Source organism: Methyloglobulus sp. (assembly GCF_040079455.1).
GTDB lineage: Bacteria > Pseudomonadota > Gammaproteobacteria > Methylococcales > Methylomonadaceae > Methyloglobulus.
Genome location: NZ_JBEBKJ010000007.1, coordinates 19033 through 44263 on the forward strand (window position 1 = coordinate 19033; position 25231 = coordinate 44263).

21 protein-coding genes are annotated in these 25231 nt (G+C 45.4%); 4 read left to right on the forward strand and 17 right to left on the reverse strand.

Annotation, left to right across the window (positions count from 1 at the left end):
* The first annotated feature begins 250 nt into the window (after positions 1 to 250).
* Complete coding sequence (gene lpxB, locus ABL924_RS02980; RefSeq protein ID WP_349025582.1) at positions 251 to 1447, forward strand: lipid-A-disaccharide synthase; 1197 nt, start codon at positions 251 to 253, stop codon at positions 1445 to 1447.
* Positions 1448 to 1499: 52 nt separating this feature from the next.
* On the opposite strand, the gene ABL924_RS02985 is transcribed toward lpxB, so the two are convergent.
* The 4 genes from ABL924_RS02985 to ABL924_RS03000 are packed head-to-tail and all read right to left on the reverse strand — an operon-like array spanning position 1500 to position 6568.
* Entirely contained in the window at positions 1500 to 4598 is a 3099-nt protein-coding gene (locus ABL924_RS02985) for an efflux RND transporter permease subunit (RefSeq protein ID WP_349025583.1), read from the reverse strand.
* Complete coding sequence (locus tag ABL924_RS02990; protein WP_349025584.1) at positions 4595 to 5707, reverse strand: efflux RND transporter periplasmic adaptor subunit; 1113 nt, start codon at positions 5705 to 5707, stop codon at positions 4595 to 4597. The genes ABL924_RS02985 and ABL924_RS02990 overlap by 4 nt, the downstream gene beginning before the upstream one ends.
* Positions 5704 to 5910 carry a hypothetical protein gene (locus ABL924_RS02995; protein ID WP_349025585.1) on the reverse strand — a complete coding sequence of 69 codons (207 nt, stop codon included), beginning with the start codon at positions 5908 to 5910 and terminating at the stop codon, positions 5704 to 5706. The genes ABL924_RS02990 and ABL924_RS02995 overlap by 4 nt, the downstream gene beginning before the upstream one ends.
* On the reverse strand, positions 5897 to 6568 hold the full coding sequence (locus ABL924_RS03000) for a CerR family C-terminal domain-containing protein (RefSeq protein ID WP_349025586.1): 672 nt from the start codon (positions 6566 to 6568) through the stop codon (positions 5897 to 5899). Before ABL924_RS03000 ends, ABL924_RS02995 begins: the two co-directional genes overlap by 14 nt.
* Positions 6569 to 7126: 558 nt before the next feature.
* On the opposite strand from ABL924_RS03000, the gene guaA reads away from it, so the two are divergent.
* A complete protein-coding gene (guaA, locus tag ABL924_RS03005) occupies positions 7127 to 8713 on the forward strand; it encodes a glutamine-hydrolyzing GMP synthase (RefSeq protein WP_349025587.1) in 1587 nt (528 codons plus the stop codon).
* Positions 8714 to 9120: 407 nt separating this feature from the next.
* On the opposite strand, the gene ABL924_RS03010 is transcribed toward guaA, so the two are convergent.
* Positions 9121 to 9645 carry a septal ring lytic transglycosylase RlpA family protein gene (locus ABL924_RS03010; protein WP_349025588.1) on the reverse strand — a complete coding sequence of 175 codons (525 nt, stop codon included), beginning with the start codon at positions 9643 to 9645 and terminating at the stop codon, positions 9121 to 9123.
* Positions 9646 to 10415: 770 nt separating this feature from the next.
* Here ABL924_RS03010 and ABL924_RS03015 point away from each other — a divergent pair.
* Both ABL924_RS03015 and ABL924_RS03020 read left to right on the forward strand, forming a co-directional pair.
* Positions 10416 to 11549, forward strand: coding sequence for a hypothetical protein (locus ABL924_RS03015; protein ID WP_349025589.1), 1134 nt, complete (start codon positions 10416 to 10418; stop codon positions 11547 to 11549).
* A gap of 121 nt (positions 11550 to 11670) precedes the next feature.
* Positions 11671 to 12156: a hypothetical protein gene (locus tag ABL924_RS03020; protein ID WP_349025590.1), complete on the forward strand. Its 486-nt coding sequence runs from the start codon at positions 11671 to 11673 to the stop codon at positions 12154 to 12156.
* A gap of 467 nt (positions 12157 to 12623) precedes the next feature.
* On the opposite strand, the gene ABL924_RS03025 is transcribed toward ABL924_RS03020, so the two are convergent.
* From ABL924_RS03025 to der, 12 genes are all read right to left on the reverse strand, one after another.
* Positions 12624 to 12788 (reverse strand): hypothetical protein, encoded by a 165-nt coding sequence (locus tag ABL924_RS03025; RefSeq protein ID WP_349025591.1) that lies wholly within the window; start codon positions 12786 to 12788, stop codon positions 12624 to 12626.
* A gap of 49 nt (positions 12789 to 12837) precedes the next feature.
* Positions 12838 to 13773: an AAA family ATPase gene (locus ABL924_RS03030; protein ID WP_349025592.1), complete on the reverse strand. Its 936-nt coding sequence runs from the start codon at positions 13771 to 13773 to the stop codon at positions 12838 to 12840.
* 135 nt (positions 13774 to 13908) lie between these two features.
* On the reverse strand, positions 13909 to 14841 hold the full coding sequence (locus tag ABL924_RS03035) for a homoserine kinase (RefSeq protein ID WP_349025593.1): 933 nt from the start codon (positions 14839 to 14841) through the stop codon (positions 13909 to 13911).
* Between the two features lie 48 nt (positions 14842 to 14889).
* Positions 14890 to 15786 (reverse strand): adenosylcobinamide-phosphate synthase CbiB, encoded by an 897-nt coding sequence (cbiB, locus tag ABL924_RS03040; RefSeq protein ID WP_349025594.1) that lies wholly within the window; start codon positions 15784 to 15786, stop codon positions 14890 to 14892.
* Positions 15786 to 17186: a cobyric acid synthase gene (locus tag ABL924_RS03045; protein WP_349025595.1), complete on the reverse strand. Its 1401-nt coding sequence runs from the start codon at positions 17184 to 17186 to the stop codon at positions 15786 to 15788. Before ABL924_RS03045 ends, cbiB begins: the two co-directional genes overlap by 1 nt.
* Positions 17183 to 18202: an aminotransferase class I/II-fold pyridoxal phosphate-dependent enzyme gene (locus ABL924_RS03050; RefSeq protein ID WP_349025596.1), complete on the reverse strand. Its 1020-nt coding sequence runs from the start codon at positions 18200 to 18202 to the stop codon at positions 17183 to 17185. Before ABL924_RS03050 ends, ABL924_RS03045 begins: the two co-directional genes overlap by 4 nt.
* Before the next feature lie 24 nt (positions 18203 to 18226).
* Positions 18227 to 19534, reverse strand: coding sequence for a cobyrinate a,c-diamide synthase (locus ABL924_RS03055; protein WP_349025597.1), 1308 nt, complete (start codon positions 19532 to 19534; stop codon positions 18227 to 18229).
* Positions 19535 to 19632: 98 nt separating this feature from the next.
* The gene (locus ABL924_RS03060; RefSeq protein ID WP_349025598.1) at positions 19633 to 20256 is read right to left on the reverse strand and encodes a glutathione S-transferase; all 624 of its coding nucleotides are present in this window, start codon (positions 20254 to 20256) and stop codon (positions 19633 to 19635) included.
* Positions 20257 to 20484: 228 nt separating this feature from the next.
* Positions 20485 to 21774 (reverse strand): tRNA (N(6)-L-threonylcarbamoyladenosine(37)-C(2))-methylthiotransferase MtaB, encoded by a 1290-nt coding sequence (gene mtaB, locus ABL924_RS03065; protein ID WP_349025599.1) that lies wholly within the window; start codon positions 21772 to 21774, stop codon positions 20485 to 20487.
* Between the two features lie 2 nt (positions 21775 to 21776).
* Positions 21777 to 23006 carry a nucleoside recognition domain-containing protein gene (locus tag ABL924_RS03070; protein WP_349025629.1) on the reverse strand — a complete coding sequence of 410 codons (1230 nt, stop codon included), beginning with the start codon at positions 23004 to 23006 and terminating at the stop codon, positions 21777 to 21779.
* A 296-nt stretch (positions 23007 to 23302) separates the two neighbouring features.
* Positions 23303 to 23797 carry a thiol peroxidase gene (tpx, locus tag ABL924_RS03075; protein WP_349025600.1) on the reverse strand — a complete coding sequence of 165 codons (495 nt, stop codon included), beginning with the start codon at positions 23795 to 23797 and terminating at the stop codon, positions 23303 to 23305.
* Positions 23798 to 23838: 41 nt separating this feature from the next.
* Positions 23839 to 25230, reverse strand: a complete 1392-nt coding sequence (der, locus tag ABL924_RS03080; protein WP_349025601.1) for a ribosome biogenesis GTPase Der — start codon at positions 25228 to 25230, stop codon at positions 23839 to 23841.
* Position 25231 lies beyond the last annotated feature (1 nt).

Below are 25231 nucleotides of genomic sequence, written 5' to 3' on the forward strand. Positions count from 1 at the left end.
TTAATTCTCCACCTTTTCTAATAAGATTGTCTACTTTTTGTATAATTGAGTATTGTAAAATGGAAAGCTTAAGTGGTTGTTGGTATTCACTATGCTAAAGTCTGATAGTTTGTGAAAAAACACCTGTTTGACAATAAGTTACATATAAGTTTCTTGAGATTAACCAATAACCCCGATTAATTTATTAGAGAAGTCTCGGCTGATTAACCGAACCAAGACCACGATTTTGCTAAATAACCTAAAAATCAACATGATACATAAGCCGTTTAAAATCTTTTTCAGTGCCGGCGAATCATCAGGCGACCAACATGCCGCCAGCATGTTTGTGGAGCTAAAAAAGCATCAGCCTGATATTGAAGGTATCGGTATGGGCGGCACAAAAATGGCGCAGGCAGGTATTGATATTCGCTATGATTCATCTGCTATCGCGGTGATCGGTGTAGTTGAGGTCATCAAACATTTTGCAGAAATCCTCCGAACATTAAAATCCATGCAAAAGCTTTTACTGGCAGAACGACCTGATTTGCTAGTATGCGTGGATTATAAGGAATTTAATTTCAAATTGGCGCGTTTTGCCAAGCAAAACGGGATTAAAGTCTTGTTTTATGTCAGTCCGCAGGTTTGGGCTTGGCGTGCGGGTCGGGTAAAAAAATACGGCTCAGTCATCGATATGATGGCGGTAATCTTCCCATTTGAAGTTCCCTATTACGAAGCTGAGGGTGTGCCGGTACGTTATGTTGGGCATCCTTCTGTGGATAAAGTCCGGCCTTTACGAACTAAGGCGGATGATTTCAAGCTGTTTAGTTTGAACAAAACAAACCCCGTGGTTGGGATTTTACCCGGCAGTCGCGCTAATGAAATAGAACGCATGTTACCGGTTATGTTAGCGGCAGCCCATCAACTTCAAGACAGCTTTCCTGGCATCCACTTCTTATTGCCGCAAGCGGATTCAATCCCCGATACCCTGCTGGAACAACATTTAAGGTCGGCGCGGTTAATGATTACCGTCATCAAACATAAGCCCTACGATGTCATCCAATGTTGCGATGCCATTATGACCGCATCCGGCACTGCAAGCCTTGAAATTGCGCTATTGGGCGTACCTATGGTCATTGCTTATAAACTGTCCCCTTTTACCTACTGGCTGGGTCGTTGGCTGGTAAAAACACCATTTATTGGTTTGCCGAATATTATGCTGGGCAAATTAGCCGTTAAAGAACTAATCCAAGATGAGGCAAACGTTGAAAATTTGGCCGCAGAAATAAGCAAGATATTGGAAGATAAGTCTTATGCTGAGAAAATTTGTCAAGACCTGCTTCAGGTAAAACATCAGCTTGGCGAAGGTGGAGGCTCAAAAAAGATGGCTTTGTTGGCTCTGGAAATGCTTGGCGTAGACAAATCAAGCCATTCTGAATCCGTAGATTTTAATGAGTTACTGGATTTTTAAAACTCGATTTTCTGACTGAAGAATCTTGCTAATCAGGAGAGTCGCTTAGTTTTTAACTTATTTCAGGCTTTTTAGCCGAGGCAAAGCGCAGCCATAAACCCGTAAACACGCTCTTAAGATCATCCAAATAGGTGTAAGCCACGGGAATAACCAGCAGGCTAAGCAGTGTGGAAGTTACTAGGCCACCGATGACAGCAACCGCCATCGGGCTGCGGAAGGAGGTATCCGCTGAACCTAACCCAATAGCAATTGGCAACATACCCGCACCCATAGCTATGGTGGTCATGACGATAGGACGGGCGCGTTTGTGGCAGGCATCCAGCAAGGCATCGATTCGGTTCATGCCGTGATCCCGTCTGGCAACGATGGCGTATTCGACCAGCAGTATGGAGTTTTTAGTGGCTATGCCCATAAGCATAATGAGTCCGATCAATGATGGCATGGAGAAACTTTTTTGCGCCAGCAAAAGCGCAACGAAACCGCCACCGAACGATAGCGGCAAAGCCACTAGAATAGTGATCGGTTGCAGAAAGTCTTTAAATAACAAGACTAGCACGATAAATATACACAATACCCCAATCAGCATAGCCAAACCGAAACTGTTGAAAAGTTCAGTCATCATTTCAGCATCGCCCATGCTAATTTGCTTCACGCCAGCAGGCAGCGATTTAATACTGGGCAGGTTTTGTACTGCATTGGTGACATCGCCCAACGGCTGGCTTGATAACTCGATTTCGAAATTAATGTTACGGGAACGGTCATATCGGTCAATGACCGCAGGGCCGCTGGACAATCCCAGGCTGGCGACTTGACTTACCATTACTGGGCCAATACCCACTTTACTCGAAGGCACGGCTAGTCGTTCCAGCACGGACAGATCCTTGCGACCATTGTCAGTGAGTTTCACCATGATAGGTACTTGGCGTTGCGCGAGGTTGAATTTAGGTAAAGATATATCGTAATCGCCCACGGTGGCGATACGTAAAGTTTCGGCAATGGCGGCGGAGGTAACGCCTAAATCGGCAGCACGGGCGAAATTAGGGATGACTGCTATTTCCGGTCTCACTAAAGCGGCACTGGAGGCGATGTTGCCCAGCCCTTTTATCGTGCGTAAATCTTTTTCAACAGCACGAGCAGCAGCATATAAAGTTTGCGGCTCGTCGCCACTAAGAACTAAGATATACTTTTCCCCAGAACCGCCGAAACCGACTTTGGTACGCACTCCAGGTAATACCTGTAATGCTTCACGGATATTCTGCTCAATAATTTGCTTACGCATGGGCCGATCTTGGCGATTAGCCAATAACACGGTTAAGCTTGCTTTGCGTACTTCATTGCCAGATTGGGTTGCAACCAGTGCGTCAGTGCCGACGGAGCCGCTACCAATCGTGGTATAAACGCTTTTCACAAAGGGTACACTTGCCACAAGCTTACGTGCGGCTTCTGCGGAAGCACGGGTTTGTGCCAACGTAGCTCCCGGTGACAATTCCACAAAAACCTGTGTTTGTGGATTGTCATCCGGCGGTATGAAACCTTTGGGCAATAAGGGAATCAGGAATAACGATCCCACGAAAAATGCTATTGCACCGGCAATAGTGATAACGCGATGTTTAAGACACCAAGCCGCCAAAGTTAAGTAGTTACGCATAATGCGCCCATCTGGCGGTGCATGTTGTTCCGTATGCCGTAAGATGTAAGCCGACATCATGGGGGTAAGCATTCGTGCGACCACCAGTGATGCAAGAATTGCCAGTGATGCCGTCCAACCGAATTGCTTGAAAAAACGTCCGGCTATGCCGCTCATAAACGCTGTCGGCAAAAATACCGCAACCAGGGAAAACGTGGTGGCGACGACCGCCAGCCCAATTTCGTCTGATGCTTCCATAGCCGCTTGATAGGGTTTTTTGCCCATCTGCTGATGTCGTACAATGTTTTCCACCTCGACAATCGCATCATCAACCAGGATGCCGATGACTAAAGACAATGCCAGTAAGGTGACGACATTGAGCGAAAACCCAAAGTAGTGCATACCCAAAAATGCCGGTATAACTGACAACGGCAAGGCCACGGCAGAAACAAAGGTGGCTCGCCAATCGCGCAGAAACAGCCAGACCACCAAGACTGCGAGTAAAGCTCCTTCATAAAGTAAGGCCATTGAGCCCTGAAACTCTTCTTCAACTGGAACTACGAAATTGAACGCTTCGGTGAATTCGATATCAGGATTGTTTAGCTGGATATCAGCCAATACTTTTTTTACGCCCGCGCCGACTTCGACTTCGCTCGCACCTCGGCTACGCGTAATTTCAAAACCCACCACCGGCTTGCCATTTAGCAAAGCCAATGAGCGTGGTTCAGCAACAGTGTCGCTAATGGTGGCCACTTGATCGAGTCGGATACGCCGACCATCGGCAAGCGACAATTCCAGTGGCCGCAGTTCTTCCACTGAGGTCACATTAGCCAAGGTACGCACAGGTTGCTCACCGTCGCCTAAATCAGCACGCCCACCTGAACTTTCCTGCTGCACTTGGCGTAACTGGCGGGAAATATCAGCGGCTGTCGCGCCTAATGCTTGGAGTTTCGCAGGGTCTAGGGCAATGCTTATTTCTCGGTTGACCCCGCCCACGCGTTTTACCTCGCCGACACCGCGAACGGACAGCAGCCGTTTAGCAAGCGTGTCCTCAACGAACCAAGACAGTGCTTCTTCGTCGCGTTGAGAAGACGCAACCGTGTAAGCCAGTATCGGCGAACTGGCAAGATCCAGCTTGGTTACCACGGGGTCTCGCACATCGGCTGGCAAATCAGCGCGTACTTTGGACACTGCGGAACGGACATCATCCACGGCTTCCTGTACAGGTTTTTCCAAATTAAACTGGGCGACGACGGCGGCACTTCCGTCTTGTACGGTAGTGACGATATGTTTTAAGCCTTGCAAGGTGGCTAGTGAATTTTCTATTTTTCTGGCTACATCCGTTTCCATCTGTGAGGGCGATGCGCCTGGCAGACTAACGGAAACGGTTACAGTAGGCAGATCTAAGTCAGGAAAATTCTGGATCTTCATGGCCTTAAAACTAAAAATACCGCCAAAAGTAAGCAGCACAAAAAGCATCAACGCCGGAATGGGATTACGGATACACCAAGCTGAAACATTCATCGCTGCACCAGCCGTACGCTATCGCCATCAGCCAGAAAAGAAGCACCGCTGGCGACTAATTTGTCTTCAGGTTTAAGCCCTGAGAGAATCTCATAACTATCTCCCGACCGCCGACCCAGTTGTACTTTGACCTGAGTCACCTGAGCTTGATCCTTGCTTTGCTTACCCAATCGAAAAACATAACTAAAGCCTTCGCGCAAAGATAAGGCTTCCTGTGGGATGGTCAGTGCTGATTGACTGCCTAGCTGAAATTCACCTTGGGCAAACATGCCTGAGCGTAAGCCTTGGGCAGCAGCATTGGGTAAGTCGACATAGACGAGGCCGTTACGGTTTTGGGTATCCAACGTCGATGCCAAAAACCGTACTTTACCCTCAACAGTTGCAACATTGGGTATGACAACTGAAACCGCAATACCGGGCTTTAATTGTGCCATTTCAGCCGCAGTCACTTCCGCTTGCCATTCCAGGCGATTTTGCCGTATAAATCGAAATAATTCCTGACCGGGCGTAGCCACAGCACCTAACGTTGCAGTCCGCGAGGAGATTACCCCGTCATCACTGGCAATAACACGTGTGTGCCGTAGCCGCAAAAGCTGGCTGTCCAATTGCGCTTTAGCATATTCTACTTTTGCTTTAGCCGTTTTTTCTGTAGTCAGATATTGAGTTATTTGTTGCTTACTTAAAGCGCCAGAAGGTCCAGCTTGCCGTGCGCGATCAGCATTCAGGTGGGCATCGGTTAAATTAGCTTCGGCTTCGGCTAAAACCGCTTTGCTTTGAGCTACATCGGCTAATACGCTTTCGTTAGCGAAAACAGCCAATACTTGTCCTTTGCGGACTGCTTCACCGACTTCGGCGCGGACTTCATTTAAACGCAGATCACTTACCTCAGCACCAATGATTGCTTCCTGCCATGCTGCCACAGAACCATTCGCGTTCAATGTTAAAGGCATATCGCGTATGCTAGGCTGAATGGAAGATACGCTAAGCGCAGGTCGAGTAACGGTAGCGGCAATTGGTACTGGCGTTTGCTTGCTGGCTACAATGGCTATACCACCACCAATGATCAAGACTAATGTGATCCATAGTGCGACTGGCTTTCCTTTGTTCATGAATATCCTTGTGATAAATTGCTTCGGTAAGTGGTTAGGCTATCATTCGTAGTAGACTGTTTTGCGTACCAGCGACTAGGCGTTGATGGAATTGGGCTATGGTAATCGGGGCCAACGGTAGTTAACCGGATGGCTTTAAAGCCGCAAGCTGACAATAACGAAGGTAAAGCGATCAGGTTTAACCAGACATTAATTGTCTTCATCGTCTAACTCCGACAATCGGCGTTTAGCTTCGCCTTCAATCATAGCAACAGCATATCCCGCCAGACGATCAGCCAAGGTATCAATCCCTTTAGGTGTGCTTAAAAGCTGCGGGGAAATAGCGGCAACCACGTCGTGTCCGACATAGTAATGCACTGCCATGCCGATAATCGCGAATGCCAACCTGTGCACGTCAATATCAACGCGCTTGAGTCCTAAATGCTGTTTTAGCAAAGAGACCATGGCTTCATGTTGAGGCTTGATTTCAGCATCAATCTCTTGCTGCCAAACACCGGTAGGTTCAATCATTTCCCGAAAATGCAGCTTCATGACTAATCTCAATTCCTCGCCGCGTTTTAACGGATCAAGAAATTCCCTGAAAAACAATGTAAGTGCTTCAGGCAAGGGTAAGCTAGCGTAAGTTTCTATATTGGAGTTGCACGGGGCATCGCCCATTGGTTCAGTAAATGCCGCCCGGTAAAGCCCGGCTTTGTCACCAAAGTAATAGCGGATGGCTGAAATATTCGCCCCCGCCAGCTCGCAGATTTCTCTGGTAGAAGCCCCTTCAAACCCCTTTTCAGCAAAGAGATGCAACGCCGCAATAACCAATTTGCTGCGTGCAGTATTATTTTTTGCTTCGTTACTATTGGGTTGAACCATGCTTTCTCGCTTACTTAAATTGGGAAATTTAATAATCAAACGATTGATTTATTCGTATAATATAAATCAAACGATTGATTGTCAAATTCTAAATATCAGGAGAAAGTGAACGTTGTGGCAATGATGGCAGGTTAACGGGAGACCTTTGTTGAAAATATTGGAAATATAGCGTTAGCAGAGTGAAGATTTTCAGTGTGAGAATTGATGTCTATTTCCCTTAAAAAACTCAACGGCTTATTGAAATTAAAGAGATTTAAGTCATGTTCTTATTAAACTGTGGGGCAGTAGAGTGGGTCAGAGTCAATTGATTTTGATTGAAAACGTAACCCGTAAGATGTTGCCAACGAAATAAGGTTGTTGAATCCTGGGGTGGGTATATGTTTTCATACACACACGGAACGACTCCACAAGGAATAACTCGATTGGTTTATGTACAAAAACACTGGCCTTGATAGTAAAACCAAACATTTTTACGAAAACTCAAAATAATCAATGTGATTCTCCCTCTCCAGCAAGAGAGGGCGTTTAGCTTTTCGCAAACATTAAATTAAACTTACCGTGAAACAATCATCTAACAATATCCACAGCCACAAAATCCTCATCCTAGATTTCGGCTCTCAATATACCCAGTTAATCGCACGGCGTATTCGTGAAATCGGCGTTTACTGCGAAATCTACTCGTGCGAATGCACGGATGAAGAGGTTAAACAGTTTTTACCTAACGGTATTATCCTGTCTGGTGGCCCTGAAACCGTGACCAGCACCGATACACCCAGAGCGCCTACTTGTGTGTTTGAACTGGGTGTACCAGTTTTAGGTATTTGCTATGGTATGCAGACCATGACCGAGCAACTGGGCGGCAAAGTCGAAACCTCCAGCCACAAGGAATTCGGCTACGCTCAAATCAGGGCGAGGGGACATTCTAAATTATTATTAGGCATAGAAGACCATCTATCGCCCGAAGGTTTTGGCTTGCTGGATGTCTGGATGAGCCACGGTGACCGGGTTGTTGAGCTACCAGAAGGATTCAAACTGATTGCAAGCTCCGATGGCGCGCCCATTGCAGGTATTGCCAATGAAGAAAAAAACCTCTATGCCTTGCAATTTCATCCTGAAGTCACCCACACCAAACAAGGTACGCGCATCCTGTCTCGCTTTGTCCTTGAAATCTGTGGTTGCGAAGCCTTATGGACAGCCAGCAGCATTATTGACGATAGCATCCAAGCGGTACGCGCCAAGGTGGGCAACGACCACGTCATTCTGGGCCTATCGGGCGGCGTTGATTCCTCCGTCGTTGCAGCCTTACTGCATAAAGCGATTGCCGATCAGTTGACTTGCGTGTTTGTGGATACCGGATTTCTGCGCCTACATGAAGGCGACCAAGTTATGGCAACCTTTGCCGAACACATGGGCGTTAAGGTTATCCGAGTAAATGCTGAGCAACGTTATCTTGATGCCCTGAATGGCGTTGCTGATCCTGAACAAAAACGTAAGATCATTGGCAACCTGTTCGTTGAAATATTCGATGAGGAAGCCGGAAAGATAAGCGATGCAAAGTGGCTGGCGCAAGGCACGATTTATCCCGATGTGATTGAATCGGCAGGTTCCAAAAGCGGCAAAGCACACCTTATCAAATCCCACCATAACGTGGGTGGCTTACCGGAAAACATGAAGTTAAAACTTGTCGAACCGTTGCGTGAGTTATTCAAAGACGAGGTGAGAAAAATTGGCCTGGAGTTAGGCTTACCCTCGGATATGGTGTTTCGTCACCCTTTCCCCGGGCCTGGTTTGGGCGTAAGAATTCTGGGCGAAGTCAAAAAACCCTATGCCGATTTGTTGCGTCAGGCGGATGCCATCTTTATTGAAGAACTGTATCAGCACGACCTTTATAACAAAGTCAGTCAGGCGTTTGCCGTGTTTTTACCCGTAAAGTCGGTAGGTGTCATGGGTGATGGTCGCCGTTATGACTACGTCATTGCACTTCGCGCCGTAGAAACCATAGACTTCATGACTGCGCGCTGGGCGCATCTGCCTTACGAATTCCTAGACCTGGTTTCCCGCCGCATCATCAACGAAGTTGCAGGGATCTCTCGCGTCACCTATGATATCTCTGGAAAACCTCCTGCTACAATTGAATGGGAGTAAAATAATAATCTTAAGTTATTGATTATAATCATATAAAAAGTTTCACAAAAGGTTCACAAAATTTATAACCCATTGTTTTTGTTGTTTTTTTAAATTATAGTTGCACGTAAAGTTACGCGATCCTGTATTCACGTAAAAACGTAGTTACCCTAAGCCCGACTATGCCATTAAAAATGGCAAAACTTTAACGATGATGAAGAGCAAATCTTTGATGATACAGTAATCTATAAACGTGGTGAATATTGGCAATTGCGAATGTGGCTAAAGAGCGAACGCAAGTACGCTCGGTTTAGTGATCACTAAAGAAAATATCTGAGTAACGCAAACGTTTAAGTAATGGTTCGACTGTTACGATTAATCCTTGTTTTTTAGCCAGTAACAAAACACCTAAACTCCCCATCACTCCGTTAATCGGCACGACCTAAATAATCGACTTTGACTTTAGCCAGCCCATTCATACCAATTTTTCTTGCGGCACCCTGCGATAGATCAATTATCCTATTCTTTTTAAATGGCCCCCTGTCATTCACCACCACAACTATTGATCTGCCATTGTGTAGATTAGTCACCCGAACTTTACTGGGAAGCGGCAACGTTTTATGCGCTGCAGAAATGCCCCCAGGCGAAAAGTGTGTACCCATCGCAGTTTTCGAGCCTGACTCCGAACCATACCAGGACGCTATACCGGTTTCGCTATAACCTTCAGCGGAAATCATAGGGTGGTAGGTCTTGCCTTTAATCCGATAAGAGCGCTTGCTAGCCCGTCTATGATGGTGACTTAAATGACGTGAGCTATGATAGGTTTTTGCACGGGCGGGACTTAATTGCAGTGGCTCAGAAGCACAGCCGCTTAGTAGGCTAATCGCCAATAATACTGCACAGACAAATCCGATTTTTGAGCAATTTCTGGTGAAAGGAAAGTATTTATTCATATTGGCCTACGTATAAATGCGGCCATCATCGCTTGATTTTCAACAATCTTTTTTTTAGTAAGTAATAGGGATGTCATATAAATAAGGGTGGATTATTTTTTTAGATGCTTCGTAGGCAAACAGTCAATAAGTTACAGTAGGCAGCAGCATAGTACGCTCTTAGTATTAAATAGTGATTAAGACATTACACGTTATGGATTTAGTGGCTTTGCATTGGGGTCGTGGAACATTGAAATAAATCAATAATGGATGGAGCGGTTGCCGAGACACGCAAACCCTACAATCTACAATGTAAGAATTTCCTGTGCGGCTAATCCAAAGTTTATCAGTTTGACGGCCTTCAATTCATCCCATCAATATCCATAAGACCGTACTGCCATTTTTGGTGGGCTTCGCTACCGCTCTTATACCAATCCCAATAAGTTCTCATTGATCCCTTCTCCAAAGGGCATAAGTATCTACACAAGTATCTACCCCTTCTCCCTTGAGGGAGAAGGTCGGGATGAGGGGATTTATATAACAACTTTTTGGGATTGATATTACTTACGATTGTTGGACTAAGCAAACAGGCTAAGCAGAGAGCGGCTCTGTATTTTGATCGTTAGAAAAATATTGACAGCATGAAAGACTTTGCGTACAAGTTAGGCTGTGTTTGCATAATTACACAAACACGGCGCTTCATTTGCTTCATAGCATTGGCTGCATTAGCCCAATTAAATCTAGAGATTTGTTTCATACAGAAAAATCAACTTAACTTAGAGGATACCGTCATGACAATAAGGTATAAAATCTGTACCCTGCTCATTATGTTACTAACGGCTTCCGCTCAGGCGGCGGTTAACCCGCCTATTGTTGCAACGCCGACGGCGAAGGCGTTCTTTTTGGATACCGTCCTTTGGCCGTACAATGGCTCAACCTTATTAAAACATGTTCCAGCTTACGACATCCCCGTTTGCTGGGAGAAATTTAGCCAATCTACTGCGGTAAACAGGAAACTTGTTAAAGATGCCATTACCGTTACGTGGCAAAAAGATTCATTGGCGAAATTTATCGGTTGGGGGCAGTGCTTACCCTCTGCATCTAGTGGCATTAGGATTGCCGTTGCAGACAATAAAAACTCGCCTAGGGCTGCACTTGGCACACAAGGAAATGCAAGAGTTGGTGTCATGCTGTTGAATTTTACGATGAAAACTCTCGTTAGCGCTACTAGCGACCCTCTGTTTTCTCCAAAGAAAACTATTCTGGCAAGATGTCAACAGGACAACAAGGCAACTCTTGAGACCTGTATTCAATCATCGGCTATCCACGAATTTGGCCATATCTTGGGTTTGGCACACGAACAAAATAGGTCGGATGACCCTTCAGTAATACTACATGGCGGTTGTCATATAAATGATATTCCAGTAAAGCAAACCATTCCGGGCGTGTCCGGCACGTTCGACACACTTGGCAATACATTGTTTACCGACTACGATCCGTTTTCAATGATGAACTATTGCAGGAATAGGTATTTTGGAAGGATTGATCTAAGCCCTTTAGATAAATTGGCGGTCAGGGTTTATTACGGGCAAATGCCGAGTTTTGATAGCCGTACCAGAATATTGAGGATTCCACGCATTGTAAGATACGACGGCGCTATTCTCACCGGTTCATTTAATCTATTGCCCGATGGCAGGTTCCAGCAAGCCGCTAGCCTGAAAGTGACGACTACACCATCCAAAATATCGACAACACTTAGCGCCAGTGGCATATTATCCATACCTGAAATAAAATTTATTTCGCCATCAGGGCATGTCAACCAGGTTCTTAAGGCAACTTTACAGAAAACGACTACCCCTGGGGTATTTACAAGAAAAGTTTGGACTAGGCTGCAACCCACGAAGTTTCAACCGGTGATCAACTAAGGCTTAGTGATTAAAACCTAACGGCGCTCTTTTGTTTGGGCAAAGAACGCCGTTATTTTATGTTTTTTCGGCCATGGAAAATAATTCCGATATGTTGTGCGACACGAATCTGAGGATTGATATGTCTCAAATTACATTTAACAACTCCAGCAAGAAACATTTCAGAGTAAAAATAGTTTTTTTACTCTGTTGCATCCTTTTATCAGCTTGCTCATCGGTTACAGATTCAATTTTTTTTCTGGGTTTTCCGATAGAAGGATGGTTTGCAAGTGAACTTAGTGGGGAGTCATACCCTCCTTTATCTCCAACAACGAGAATAATTTTTTCTGTTGTTTGGTATGCACTTTTAGTAGGTATATCCGCAACCATACCTTTGTACCTCACAAAATGTTTTGAAAATACATCGTTCTATTTGGCCTATAAAAAATTCTGGATAGTGGGTATAGTTTTATTTCAGGCGCTTATCTCAATGCTTGTAGGCTTTACCCCCTTACATATGCCATTTACCGAAGCGTTAATGACTTATTCAATTTTCTCAGTCATTTTATATGTTTTAACCATTGCCCCTGCTGCTTTTCAACATAGCAATAAAAACAATCAAAAATAGCTACCCTGTGCAATCAATGGGGTTATTTTTGCAAATGCCGAGTTTTGATATTCGCACAAGAATATTACGGATTCCTCGTATTGTCAGATATGACGGGGCTGTGCTTACATCCCGTATGTTGGGTATTTTGTAGGTTGGCGGTGAGGTACGAACCCCAACATTTTGTTATATGAGTCTCCCTCATCCTAGGGGCTGTACTCAATTAACCATAACCTATTGAACTTAAAGAATTTTCAAAATATCAATTATTTTATAACACATTGATTTTTATTAAAAAACATCTTAATTGAGAACAACCCCTACCTTGTCCCTTTGGAGAAGGTAGCAATGAGAATTTATTAGTATTGGTATAACCTGTCCCTAACATTTCGGTGTTGCCGCAATCTTTGCACTTTAACAAAAAATCTACAGACAAGTTAACTAATCAATTTTCCGAAACGGCACGCTTCAACCGCATTCAAAAACCATCAGCGTAATATCATCATCAAAAGCGGTTCTCTGACTAAATTGCCGTAATTCTGCAAAGAGTGATTCAATGATGGTTGCGGTGTCTCCTCGGCATTTTGCAAGAACACGGCCTTAACGCGCGCCCTGCCGAAAAATTCTTTGTCGGCGTTTTCAGCTTCTATCAAGCCGTCGAGTCAATGGTGCCGGTGCCAGAGTCGATTGATTTTTATCGAGTTAAAGATAATCAAAGAACTTTGAAATATCAATTTTAGTTTTATCCAGAATGGCTCTGCGAAGTCTTTCGGCTTCTGTAGCGCGATCCATCAGGCTGGATTCAGTTGAGAGGGCTTCCTTAAATCGTCTGATACCCCCCGTTTTTCTTTCGTTCACCACTTCAACGATGGTTTTCCAGCCAATTCTTTTGGTCTCGGAAGCAAAAGCAAAAGCCATCGCTAGATCGCATACATTGTTGATTAGCCGTGGCACACCTTCGGTATAGTAATAAACAGCAGCCGTCGCAGCTTCATTGAAGATAGCCGGATCGCCACCTGCCACTTGTAAGCGGTAGGCAATATATTTTTGGGTTTCATCAAAACTGAGCGGCTCCAAATGGTAATCAATGGATACACGTTGGACAAATTGAACCAGTTCCGGTTTGTTTAGCTTATCGGTTAGCTCGGGTTGCCCCACCAGTATCATCTGCAATTTTATATGTTCGGCTATATTGACGTTGGATAGCAGCCTTAACTCCTCCAATGTTCCTATATCCATGTTTTGTGCTTCATCAACGATCAAGATCACACGCCGTTGTTTTTTGTGTTCTTCAGCCAAAAATTTAATAAAAATTTGGTAGCGTTCTGCCTTATTTTTGGTTTCATGCGGAATATTGAATGCAGCCAGCACCCAGGTTAAGAGATCGCCAAACTCACTGTGGGTATTGACAATCAAACCAACAGCGCACTGTTTTTCTATCTTTTCTAATATCGTCATCACCAAGGTTGTTTTACCTGATCCAATTTCTCCGGTGATGACGGTGATGCCGGCCTGACTTACTAGACCATATCTCAAAGTGGTCAGAGCTTTCTTGTGATTGGGGCTTAAGTACAGAAAGCTGGGGTCAGGGCTCAGCGAAAATGGTTTTTTTGTAAGGCCAAAAAAAATCTTGTACATAATTCTAATTCGGCAAACCAGCTAATAACTGGATAGGTTAGAGTGGCAATACGGGGGAAGTATAAACCTTCTTCCCATATAAAATCGAAATAAATGGAGCTGCTTTGTAATAGAAGCTAGTTGCCTAAAGCTGCCTCAAAGAGGCTTCTGTTGCTGTCGATATTGCCAGAGCAGTTGCCGAAAAACCAGCGGGTCTTTTTGCTGGGTTATTGCGCCAGCACGGGGATAGAGCTGATGTTCCAGACGAGATAGCCAGAAACGCAACGCGGCGGCTCTTAGCTGGATCGGCCAATTTTGTTTTTCTGATGATTCCAGAGGTCTCACCCTTTCATAGGTGGACAACAGGGCGGCCAGCTTTTCGGGATTACAAACCCCGTCATCATGACACCAGTCATTAGCCGTTATGGCTAAATCGAGTACTAATATGCCAGTACCCGCACTGTAAAAATCCAGCAATCCGCTGAGTTTATCATCAATAAACAAAACATTATCCTTGAACAAATCGCCGTGGATTACGCCTTTGGGTAGATCGACTGCTTGATTACTAGCCTGAAAACGCAGCTCGTCAGTAATTAACGCCCGATCTACAACAGTTAAATGCCTCTCTATTTTGTTAAACACGCTTTTACACCAGCGTAAATCATGATTGCTGTTGATTGGAAAAGCATAGTTTTGTGTATGACGATGTAGCCTACCCAAATGCAAGCCAATTTCATGACAATGCTTAATGGACGGTGTTGAAACAGCACTTCCTGGAAACCGGTTGAATATCGCAGCCTGTTTGTTGTTAAGCAAGCCCAAGGGTCTGGATTGCTTGTCAAGCCTGGGGCTGGGGCAAGGTAGATTGTTTTTGCCAAGATACAGCAATAAATTGACAAAATGCGGCAACTTGTCCGCACTGAGCGACTCAAATAGCGTTAAGACAAATTCACCTTCCGTGGTCGTTACAAAGTAGTTGGTATTATCAATTCCATCTTGTATGCCTTCATAACTAAGTACCTCCCCTAACGGATAATTACTGAAAAACTGATCAAGTTGAGTATGCGTTACGGCGGAGTAGACGGACATTGATTACCTGGGTTTGGGTATTGCGGCATTATTGCAGATAAAGCAGTTTTATGAGAGCCAGATGCCAATCGTCAATACGGTCAGAACAAGAAAATTTATTCCTGTTTTCATTTTCAATGCCTGATCCAGTGTATTGTGATTGACTGGATTAAGCCGCGATCCTAATGTGGGTTTATGTTTTAATTGCCCGTGATAATAAGCATCTCCGGCTAAACCGACACCTAACCCGCCCGCCAGTGCGGCAATAGGGAAGCCGGCATTGGGGCTTTCTAGTTTGTTGCCGTCACGTAAAGCATATTGCCAGGCACGTTGCTTATCTGCTGCCAGCAAGACTATCAGCATTGCCGTCAGTCGTGCCGGAATGAAATTGGCAATGTCGTCCAGAATAGCCGCTGTTTTACCAAAATAGAAATAACGCTCGGTTTTGTAGGCAATCATGGAATCGAGCGTATTAATGACTTTGTACGCAGCAATCCCTGGCAAGCCGAACAACAGCAGATAAAACAAGGGTGCGATTACGCCATCGCTGAGGTTTTCCGCCCAGGTTTCTAGGGCTGCTTTATATACTTCAGTTTCGGTCATTGCCTCCGTATCACGGCTAACCAGAAAACTTAAGGCTTGCCTGGGTTGTTCAGAGGTTAAAATCGCCGCGACAGAGGCATGGAGCATATTCATCGCCAACCCCGTTGAAGCCAATATCGCTAATATCGAAAAAGACAGATATACGGGTAAAAATCCGCACAGATAAACCAGTGTGATGCTAATTAACAGGGTCAATAATAACAGGCTGATTACCAATAATGCTCCGGGTAAAATCCGGTTGCTGTAAAATCGCCGCTCAAAGACGTTGATAAAATCGCCCATCCACACCACCGGATGTTTACAGGGCAATTCTCCGAATATCATATCGATCAGATAAGCTAACATCGCCAATTCAAAAAACATTAGTCTGCCTGCAAGGCTTTTAAAATTGTATTTATATCCAAATTTTCTGCGACGCTATCGGCAAAACCCTGTATTTCCTGTTCACGATAAGCACCATAAGCATAACTCTGATAATCAGGATTGATGCCTTTGAAATAATCTCCGCGAAAGGTATCATCATCAAAAACACCATGAATATGTGTACCTGCTATACAACCTTCCTGAAAATACAGAGGATATTTAGCCATGCGTCCGCAATGGATTTCGTAACCCCTAATCGCCGGATATGAAAACAGTGGGTACTGTCCGCGTGTAAGTATCTTAGGATTTTGATAGACCACATTATCGTCAATAAAGCCCAACCCTGTTTCCACACAAGCGGTTTCATATTCCACCGCATCAGGGTCATGTAAGTGATTACATAGCATTTGATAGCCGCCGCAAATCCCGAAAATAGCTTTTTTAAACTGCTGAATTTCCTTGGATAAGCCTTGCGCTTTCAGCCATTGCAAATCGCGGATGACCGTTTTGCTACCCGGCAACAGCACCATATCGAAGCCTGCCAATGGTCGGTACGCGTGAATCAGCTCAACATACAGCTCCGCATCAGCCATCAGCGCATCCAGATCGTTATAATTACTGAGTCCAGGATAAACGATAACTGCAATGCGGATTTTAATCTCACCCAAGCGTTGCTGATAATTACGCAATGACTGGGAATCTTCCATGTCGATATTCAGCGGCATAAATGGCAACACGCCTAAAACCGGCACGCCGAAGCGTTCCGTGATAATTTTTTCACCTTCGTCAAAAAAGTGCCGGTCACCGCGAAACTTATTGATGACCACGCCAATCAAATTGCCGCGCATGACCGGATCCATGAGTTCCAGCGTGCCGTAAATCGATGCAAATACGCCGCCGCGTTCAATATCCGCCACCAGGATATTTTTGGTATTAAAGGTAAGGGCGACAAAGGTATTGGCAAGATCTTTATGCAGCAGATTTAATTCGACGGGTGAACCTGCGCCTTCTGCAATGACTAAATCATAGCGTTGCTGTAGCAAAGAAAAGGCCTGTTTAACCTGCTCTTTTAAATGATCTATTTCAGCATAATAATCGACAATGGATTGCTTTTTATAAACCAGCCCGTTAACAATGACCTGCACGGAACCGTTGCCATGCGATTTGAGCAGCACTGGATTAAACAGGTAACTCGGTTCAACACGGGCTGCTTCCGCCTGCAAGCATTGCGCCCTGGATATTTCCCGGCCTTCTTGGGTGACGGCGGAATTGTTGGAAACGTTTTGCGCTTTAAACGGTGCGACTTTCATGCCCCAGTCTGCCAAAATACGGCACAAGGCCATCACCAGAGTGGTTTTGCCGGCATCCGAACTGGTACCCAATACAGCTAATGGCTTCACAAGGGAATATCGCTTAAACAGCTTGCCAGTTGCGCTATTGCGTTTTCATCTTTTACAGCAAAGCGGACATGGCTTTTATCCAGCCCGACAAAACTATCGCAAACTCGAATCAATAATCGCGAAGCAGCCAACCGCTCTTGTAACTGATAACCATTACCGTCATTAGCCAGCTTCGCCAGTAAAAAATTGGCCTGCCCTGGATAAATACGCACAAACAAGTTGGAAGCTTGTAATGCTTGACCGAGCAAATCGCGTCGATGCGCTGTCTGCTGCCGTGTTTGTTCAATAAATGCCGCATTTGCTAAAGCTTGCTGCATATATGCCATATCAAAGCTGGATAGTTTCCATGCCGGTTCAAAGCGTTTCAGCGCCTTGATGGCTTGCGCTGCCGCTAGAATAAAGCCGATACGTATTCCCGCGCAACCGTAAAATTTGCTTAACGATTTGATCACATACAGATTATCGTACTGCGTACTATGCCTGACAACCGAATCCGCCACGCAAAAATCTAAAAATGACTCATCAACAATAATCGTACAGTCTGCCGCCTGCCACTGTGTTAATAATGCCCGCATATCATAAAGCTGACCATCCGGCGTAGATGGGTTAACAAATATCACAGTGCTGTTCTTGGGAACAGCCATAGCTAGAGAATCGAAACGATTGATGTTATGCAACGTACAGCCCAAGTGTCCAGCAATCTGGGCATATTCGCCATACAAAGGCGTGTATAAAACCAGATCTCTGGGTTGTAACCACCGCAATAAGGCAAAAATAGCGGCACTGGCACCGTTAAATACCTCAATATCAACGTCCACTGGTTGCGGATAGCGGACTTTAAGCGCCTGTTTCAACAAGCCGTAATCAGGGTCGGCATAAGGCTCAAACTGAACTTTCTGCAAACAATCCAAATCCACCGCTTGCTCGGGATTGATGTTGGCAGAAAAATCCACTACCTGTTCCGGCAGACAGCCAAGATATTGAGCAAACCGATAAATATTTCCGCCGTGGTTCATTGTGGGATTTGAAGGAGTTATATTTTAATTGAGAAACAACTGCGCGGCGGCGACTGGATTAGATGCAAAGTAACAATGAAGATAGCTGGCGGTTAAGCTTTTTAGCTGGTAAATATTTTCACCAGGAGAGGTGTTATATAAACGCACTCCCTGAGCAATAGGTTTAAGGGATGTTTCAATAATAGAATGGTGAAAGGTATGGCTGCGTAACATCCCACCTGGCATGGGTGCGGATTGATAGCCCAAGCCTTGCAGACGGTTTTGCATAACGGCGTGTCCAGGTATTATGCCAGGCATTGCGCCACGTTCCCCCGCTTTATTGGTGATCGATTCCAGTAAATACAATAGACCGCCGCATTCAGCATAAATCGGTTTTCCTTGCTGAAAATGGTGTTGCAGCGCAGCCTTCATGGATGAATTGTTTTGTAACGTTGCTAAATGCAGTTCAGGATAACCCCCAGGTAAATAAAGACTATCAACATCGGGTAACTCAGCATCAGCTAGTGGCGAAAAGAAAACCAGCGTAGCACCCATTTCTCTCAGTACATCCACATTGGCAGGGTAAATAAATGAAAATGCGCGGTCACTCGCAATACCAATACGGACACCTGAAAGCAATGCGGGGGCTGTGTTTGATTCCGGTTTAATAAATTCGACGGCTTTTGGTAAGGCCACCAACTCGGTCAAAGCAATGGCTGCAGCCACTGCCGATATACGTGTTTCGAGATCGCTAATTTCTTCGGCTTGTACCAGTCCTAAATGGCGCTCCGGTAACACAAACTGCTTATCGCGTGCTATGCCGCCTAAATAACGCAGTGTCGGTGGTATGCCTTGCACAATCATTTCCGCATGGCGGCTACTGGCAACGTTATTGGCTAAAACCCCAGCGAAACGTAAGTTTTTTCGAAAGTTGGTCAGCCCATAAGCCATAGCTCCCAGTGTTTGCGCTGTTCCTGTTGCATCAATCACCGCAACTATCGGCACCGAGAATTGTTCGGCCATATCGGCACTGCACGGGTCGCCATCAAACAAGCCCATCACACCTTCAATCAGGATTAAATCCGCGTCTAACGCGGTCTCGTACAACAAGCGTTGGCATTCGGTTTTGCCAGCCAACCACAAATCCAATTGATACACCGGTTGGCCGCTGGCGTGTTCAAGAATCATCGGATCGAGAAAATCGGAGCCGGCTTTGAATATCCTGACCTTGCGATCTTGATTTACATGGTAGTGGGCAAGGGCTGCGGTAATCGTGGTTTTTCCATGATTAGAACCAGGGGCGGTAATCAATAATGCAGGACAACGGCGTGATGGTAAATCAGGAGATTTCATGGTTACGCAGATTTTATTGCCATTGTGTTATGGTCGATTGCGATTATAGCAAGTAAGTGTGCTCAAAACGGTATCTTAATTCGTAAGAGTAAAACCATCTATCCTTTCCAAACCGTATATTTCGCCATAACCGAAACAAACAAATCCGATGCCAATAAGCCATTCAACCAATTATTAAGATGCCGATAATCTGAGGAGAGAAACCATAAGCCATCCACCGCAGCAAACTGCCTGATAAAAGGTAATAGTGCCGCATCTAAAAGTGAAAAATGATTGCCAGCTAAATAAAGGCTTTGGCTTAATTTAGCTTCTAACTCCGCAACAAATAATTCTGCTTGGCTTCGATAGTAACTTTCAGGGAATTCGGGGTAGCGGTCAGCGTATTTATAGCGATCCAGGTAATATTTAAATTCGCCATCGTTCCACTGGATTAGCCTTTCGGCATCTTCAACAGTATGCAGCCAGTGTTCAGGGTCATATTGCGCCAAAGCCCAGCGCATAATATCGAGACTTTCGTCGATAACCTTGCCATCCGGCAATTGCAATACCGGCACTGTGCCTTTTGGCGATATGGCTAACATCTGCTCAGGCTTTTGTTTTAATTGCACTTCCCTGATTTCGACGGGAATTTCCGCGTAAGTTATCGCTAATCTTGCCCTGATCGCATAAGGGCAGCGGCGGAAGCTGTATAAGATGGGCAAGGGACTAGGTTCTGATGGCATTTTATTGCCTGAATCCAGAATTCAATAATGAAACTATGGGTTGGCGATGATATATACGCAAAATTATTTTCATTTGGGTGTTTTCACATCCTTGAGATCTGAATACCGGCAAGCGGCGCAAGTTCCTACTTGTCTGCCGCACTTCCACCATCCCTGGTGGTCGTCCATGCCGGAATGACGACAATTAGCAATAACTAAGCTTCCTAAAGCCCATGAAGCAAAAAGTTTTTATTCGGCTTCTTCAACTAAAACATAAGCATCGTTAACTGTTTTTAATATCGCTAACGTAGTTTTATTTTCCAGGGACTTATCTTTGCTGATTACAGAAGCGACCTTAAGGTAGTTGGGGGTATAACCAAATACTCGCTGCCTGTCTGTGCCAACCGATTCGGAATAGCCTTCCCACAACACCCGAAATTGCTTACCTAGATTGACTTCATAAAACCTTAACCGCATCTCATCGCCAAGTTTGTGCAATTGTTGGCTACGTTGTTTTTTTATAGACTCTGGTACTGGATTGGGTAAAGCTGCGGCTTTTGTTCCTTCCCGTGGCGAATAAGTGAAAATATGTAGCTGACCAAAACCGACCTGCTGGATAAACTCCAAGCTCTCTTGCCATTCTTCTTCGGTCTCGCCTGGAAAGCCGACGATAATGTCGGTGGTGATATTAAACAACGGATTGATTCGTCTTAATCGGGCAACCATATCGGCAAACTCTTCGGTTTTGCATCGCCGCGCCATCCGCCTCAGGACAGCATCAGAGCCACTTTGCAAGGGCAAATGCAGGTGTGGCATGATCCTGGGGTTGTCAAAGAGCTGATAAAATTCTTCATTCAGTTCCCAAGGTTCAAGAGAACCCAGCCTGATACGCGGCACGTCGGTTTGTTCAAGTATCGCTTTGATTAAATCGACTAGATTAAGCCCTAACTCGCTGCCATATCCCCCAAGATGCACGCCAGTCAGGATAATTTCGTTGATGTTTTGCTGATATAAGGCATTGATTTCAGCTACCACTTCCTGCACAGTCCGACTTTTTTCTTCCCCACGCGCCACGGTGACAATGCAAAAAGTGCAACGGTAACGGCAACCATCCTGCACCTTGACGAAGGCACGTTGCCGCCCACGGGTGAATAGCGAGATAGCTCCTGGCTCCGTAGACATGCTGGGCATGGTGTCCAGGTTCAATTCGGTCAGGGTAAGTTCGACCAACTGGTCTTTATCCTTATTGCTCACCACCAGATCAACGCCCAGCAATTGCTCGGCTTCTTCTTTGTTTAAAGTGGCATAGCAACCACTTACGACCAATTTGGCAGCGGGATTTTCTCGGTGGACTTTACGGATTAGATGCCTGGACTTACGGGCGGCATCCTGGGTGACTGCACAGGAGTTAATAACGATCAGGTTGGCACTTTCGGCTTGCCTCGTGATTTGATGACCGGATTTTTGGAAAGCCTGCGCCCAGGTTTCAAGTTCTGCCTCGTTAAGACGGCAACCCAACGTTTTCAAATGTACCTTCACAATTAACCAAAGAACCAATAAGCAACAAAAATAGCAGCGATAATGCCGCCAAGATCAGCTATTATCCCACAAGTGGCAGCATGGCGAATATGCTTGATACCAACCGAACCAAAGTAAATCGCCAACACGTAAAATGTGGTTTCGGTACTGCCTTGTACTATCGACGATAATCGTCCGGCAAACGAATCCGCACCATGGATTTTCATGGTATCTATCATCATCACCCTAGCGCCGCTGCCGCTAAAGGGTTTCATCAGTGCAGTGGGCAACGCATCCACAAATCTATCATCCATCTTGAAGAAATGCACGATGGCACGCGCACCATCCGCCAATAAATCCAGCGCACCGCTTGCGCGGAACACACCGATAGCCACCAACATGGCAACAAGGTAAGGGATAATCGTAATGGCGGTCTGGAAGCCTTCTTTTGCGCCGTCAATAAAGGCATCGTAGGCATTCACTTTTTTGTAGATAGCGCCGCAAATAAAAGTTACAACTAAAGAAAACAGGATGACATTGCTCATCAATGCCGATTGCGCCAGCATTTCTTGCTGCGGTAAATGGGTAAAATAAGCGAGCAAGCCGCCGACAATAAGCGAAAAACCAGCCAGATAAGCCATGATGACCTTATCCAGCAAATTGATTTTTTGCACCCAAGCCACGGCCAGCAAACCTGTCAGGGTGGACATATAAGTGGCAATCAAGATCGGGATGAAAACATCGGAAGGGTTGGCTGCGCCCAACTGGGCGCGGTAAGTCAAAATCGTCACCGGAAATAAGGTCACGCCTGCCGTATTAATCACCAGAAACAGGATTTGCGCATCGCTGGCGGTATCCGTGCTTGGATTTAAGGCCTGCAATTCCTTCATCGCTTTAATGCCCAAAGGCGTGGCAGCATTATCTAAACCGAGCATATTGGCGGAAATATTCATGACGATAGCACCTAATGCAGGATGACCTTTTGGCACATCGGGCATCAATTTACTGAACAAAGGCGTGAGAAATTGTGTTAGTAGCTGGATAAAGCCACTGCGCTCCCCGATTTGCATAATGCCTAGCCACAAGGACAAAACACCCGTTAATCCTAAGGAAATTTCAAATGCGGCTTTGGATTGGCTGAATAGAGCTTCCATAAGCAAACCGAAAACCTGCTGGTCACCAAAAACGAGGAGTTTGATTAATGCGGTGCAAAAAGCGGCGAGGAAAAAGCAAATCCAGATGATATTTAGCACGGTAGACGATTGATTGGCAAACTGTCTGCCTATTTTAGTGCCTAACGCTTTTGATTGTATTGATTTGTACAAAAAAAGCCTTCCCATCCATTGGGTCGGCTTTTGAGTTAAGCTTACTAACAAATCGGGGACCTATAAAAATCCCCAGGTAAATTCTTACATAATCAGGGATCTATTTATGTGAAGCAGCTCACGTTCTGAGAATTGGAACGCCAGGGGAAACCGTTTCTGTGATGGAGTTCACATTATCAGAATGTGACAATCTCTTTGTCTTGCCTTAATAATTAGCGAAAAAATCATAAAGCAGCTAAGGCACTATCGTAATCTGGCTCGTTGGCTAATTCTTCCACCAATTGCGTGTACAGTACCTTATCGTCTTCGCCAATAATAACTATAGCGCGAGCAGTTAATCCCGCGAGAATAGTATCGGTTAGGGTGACACCGTAATCGTCCGAAAAGCTGGAACGGAAGGTGGACAAGGGAATAACGTCGGTTAAGCCTTCGGTTTCACAAAAACGGCATTGGGCGAAGGGCAAATCGGCAGATACGACCAGTACGACGGTGTTACCCAGCTTGCTCGCTTTTTGATTGAATTTGCGGGTGGACATTGCACAAGTCGGTGTATCCAGGCTAGGGACGATATTCAACACTTTTTTCTTTCCGGTAAAGGTTGCCAGCGTAACGTCTGCCAGTTTGCCATTAACCAGAATGAAGTCCGGTGCTTTGCTACCGACTGCGGGTAACTCACCTGATGTATGAAGCGGATTGCCTTGAAATTTGATAGTAGCCATGTTGTATCCCTCTTAGATTAAAGACTGTTTAGCCAATTAGGCTATTGCTTGGTTTTCATTCGCCTAACTAAGCGTTTGCGTTTTTCTACTTGCTTATCACTGAGTTTATTTTTTTGTCCGTGAAATGGATTGATTGGTGACTTAAACTCCAGACGTATCGGCGTACCGGATAAGTGCAACTTAGTCCGGTAATAATTGGTTAGATAGCGCTTATAAGAAAGTGGCAATGCGTCGGTCTGAATGCCGTGGATGATTACCACAGGTGGATTGCGTCCGCCTTGATGGGCGTACTTTAATTTAATGCGGCGAGTGCCAACTAAGGGTGGCTGGTGCGCATCGGTGGCTTCTTTGAGGATTCGGGTCAATAGCGGTGTCCCCATATTGACCATCGCTGATTCATACAAGGTATGGACGACATCGAATAATTTGCCGACACCGCTACCATGCAATGCCGAGATCGGGTGTTTTTCAGCAAATTCGAGGAAGGAAAGTTTTATGTCAAGCTGCCGTTGTATCGTCGTTTTTTGGCTGGGACTTAACCCGTCCCATTTGTTCAATCCAATAATCAGCGCCCTGCCAGCTTCTAGCACCAAACCCAGCAGATGCGCGTCTTGGTCGGTAATACCTTCGCTGGCATCAATCAAAAAAATGACCACATGCGACTTTTCAATCGCTTGTAACGATTTTATAACGCTGAATTTTTCGATGGTTTCTGAAACCCTGGCACGTCGGCGCATACCTGCGGTATCCACCAAAGTAAATTTTTTACCGTTTCGTTCAAAAGGAATATAAATACTGTCACGGGTTGTGCCAGGCTCATCAAATACGATAACCCGTTCTTCACCTAATAAGCGATTGACTAAGGTTGATTTGCCCACGTTAGGCCTGCCAACCACCGCTATGCCTATGCCACCTTGATTTTCATCAACGGCTTCAACATCGGGCGGCAATAGCTCATTTGCCCTTTCCAACAATTCAGGGATACCCCGTCCGTGTGTTGCCGAACAAGCAATCGGCTCACCCAACGCTAAGGAATAAAAATCAGCCATGACTATGCTGGCATCGAGACCATCAATCTTATTGGTCACTAAAATTACGGGCTTGGCGAGTTTCCGCAAAGTCTCGGCGATGACTTTATCGGATGCGCTTAAGCCTTCCCGCGCATCGACCATAAAAAATACGATGTCGGCTTCTTCCAGTGCGATTTGCACTTGCTTACGTGCGAGGCTTTCAATACCTGCGGCATCATCCGCAATACCACCAGTATCGACGATCAGACAAGGCCTGTTGCCGTGTTTTAAGCGGCCATATTGTCTGTCCCGCGTCAGTCCAGGAAAATCGGCGACTAGCGCTTCTCTGGTACGGGTTAAGTAGTTGAATAAGGTGGATTTTCCCACATTGGGGCGGCCTACTAAGGCTATGACTGGTAACATA

Excerpts from the sequence above, each read along its gene's own strand:
- ABL924_RS03000 (WP_349025586.1), bottom strand. The coding sequence starts at position 6,568 with ATGGTTCAACCCAATAGTAACGAAGCAAAAAATAATACTGCACGCAGC.
- ABL924_RS03055 (WP_349025597.1), bottom strand. The coding sequence starts at position 19,534 with ATGAAATCTCCTGATTTACCATCACGCCGTTGTCCTGCATTATTGATT.
- ABL924_RS03015 (WP_349025589.1), top strand. The coding sequence starts at position 10,416 with ATGACAATAAGGTATAAAATCTGTACCCTGCTCATTATGTTACTAACG.
- ABL924_RS03035 (WP_349025593.1), bottom strand. The coding sequence starts at position 14,841 with ATGTCCGTCTACTCCGCCGTAACGCATACTCAACTTGATCAGTTTTTC.
- ABL924_RS03030 (WP_349025592.1), bottom strand. The coding sequence starts at position 13,773 with ATGTACAAGATTTTTTTTGGCCTTACAAAAAAACCATTTTCGCTGAGC.
- ABL924_RS03050 (WP_349025596.1), bottom strand. The coding sequence starts at position 18,202 with ATGAACCACGGCGGAAATATTTATCGGTTTGCTCAATATCTTGGCTGT.
- tpx (WP_349025600.1), bottom strand. The coding sequence starts at position 23,797 with ATGGCTACTATCAAATTTCAAGGCAATCCGCTTCATACATCAGGTGAG.
- ABL924_RS03010 (WP_349025588.1), bottom strand. The coding sequence starts at position 9,645 with ATGAATAAATACTTTCCTTTCACCAGAAATTGCTCAAAAATCGGATTT.
- ABL924_RS03060 (WP_349025598.1), bottom strand. The coding sequence starts at position 20,256 with ATGCCATCAGAACCTAGTCCCTTGCCCATCTTATACAGCTTCCGCCGC.
- cbiB (WP_349025594.1), bottom strand. The coding sequence starts at position 15,786 with ATGTTTTTTGAATTGGCGATGTTAGCTTATCTGATCGATATGATATTC.
- lpxB (WP_349025582.1), top strand. The coding sequence starts at position 251 with ATGATACATAAGCCGTTTAAAATCTTTTTCAGTGCCGGCGAATCATCA.
- ABL924_RS03020 (WP_349025590.1), top strand. The coding sequence starts at position 11,671 with ATGTCTCAAATTACATTTAACAACTCCAGCAAGAAACATTTCAGAGTA.
- ABL924_RS02995 (WP_349025585.1), bottom strand. The coding sequence starts at position 5,910 with ATGAAGACAATTAATGTCTGGTTAAACCTGATCGCTTTACCTTCGTTA.
- ABL924_RS02985 (WP_349025583.1), bottom strand. The coding sequence starts at position 4,598 with ATGAATGTTTCAGCTTGGTGTATCCGTAATCCCATTCCGGCGTTGATG.
- der (WP_349025601.1), bottom strand. The coding sequence starts at position 25,230 with ATGTTACCAGTCATAGCCTTAGTAGGCCGCCCCAATGTGGGAAAATCC.
- ABL924_RS02990 (WP_349025584.1), bottom strand. The coding sequence starts at position 5,707 with ATGAACAAAGGAAAGCCAGTCGCACTATGGATCACATTAGTCTTGATC.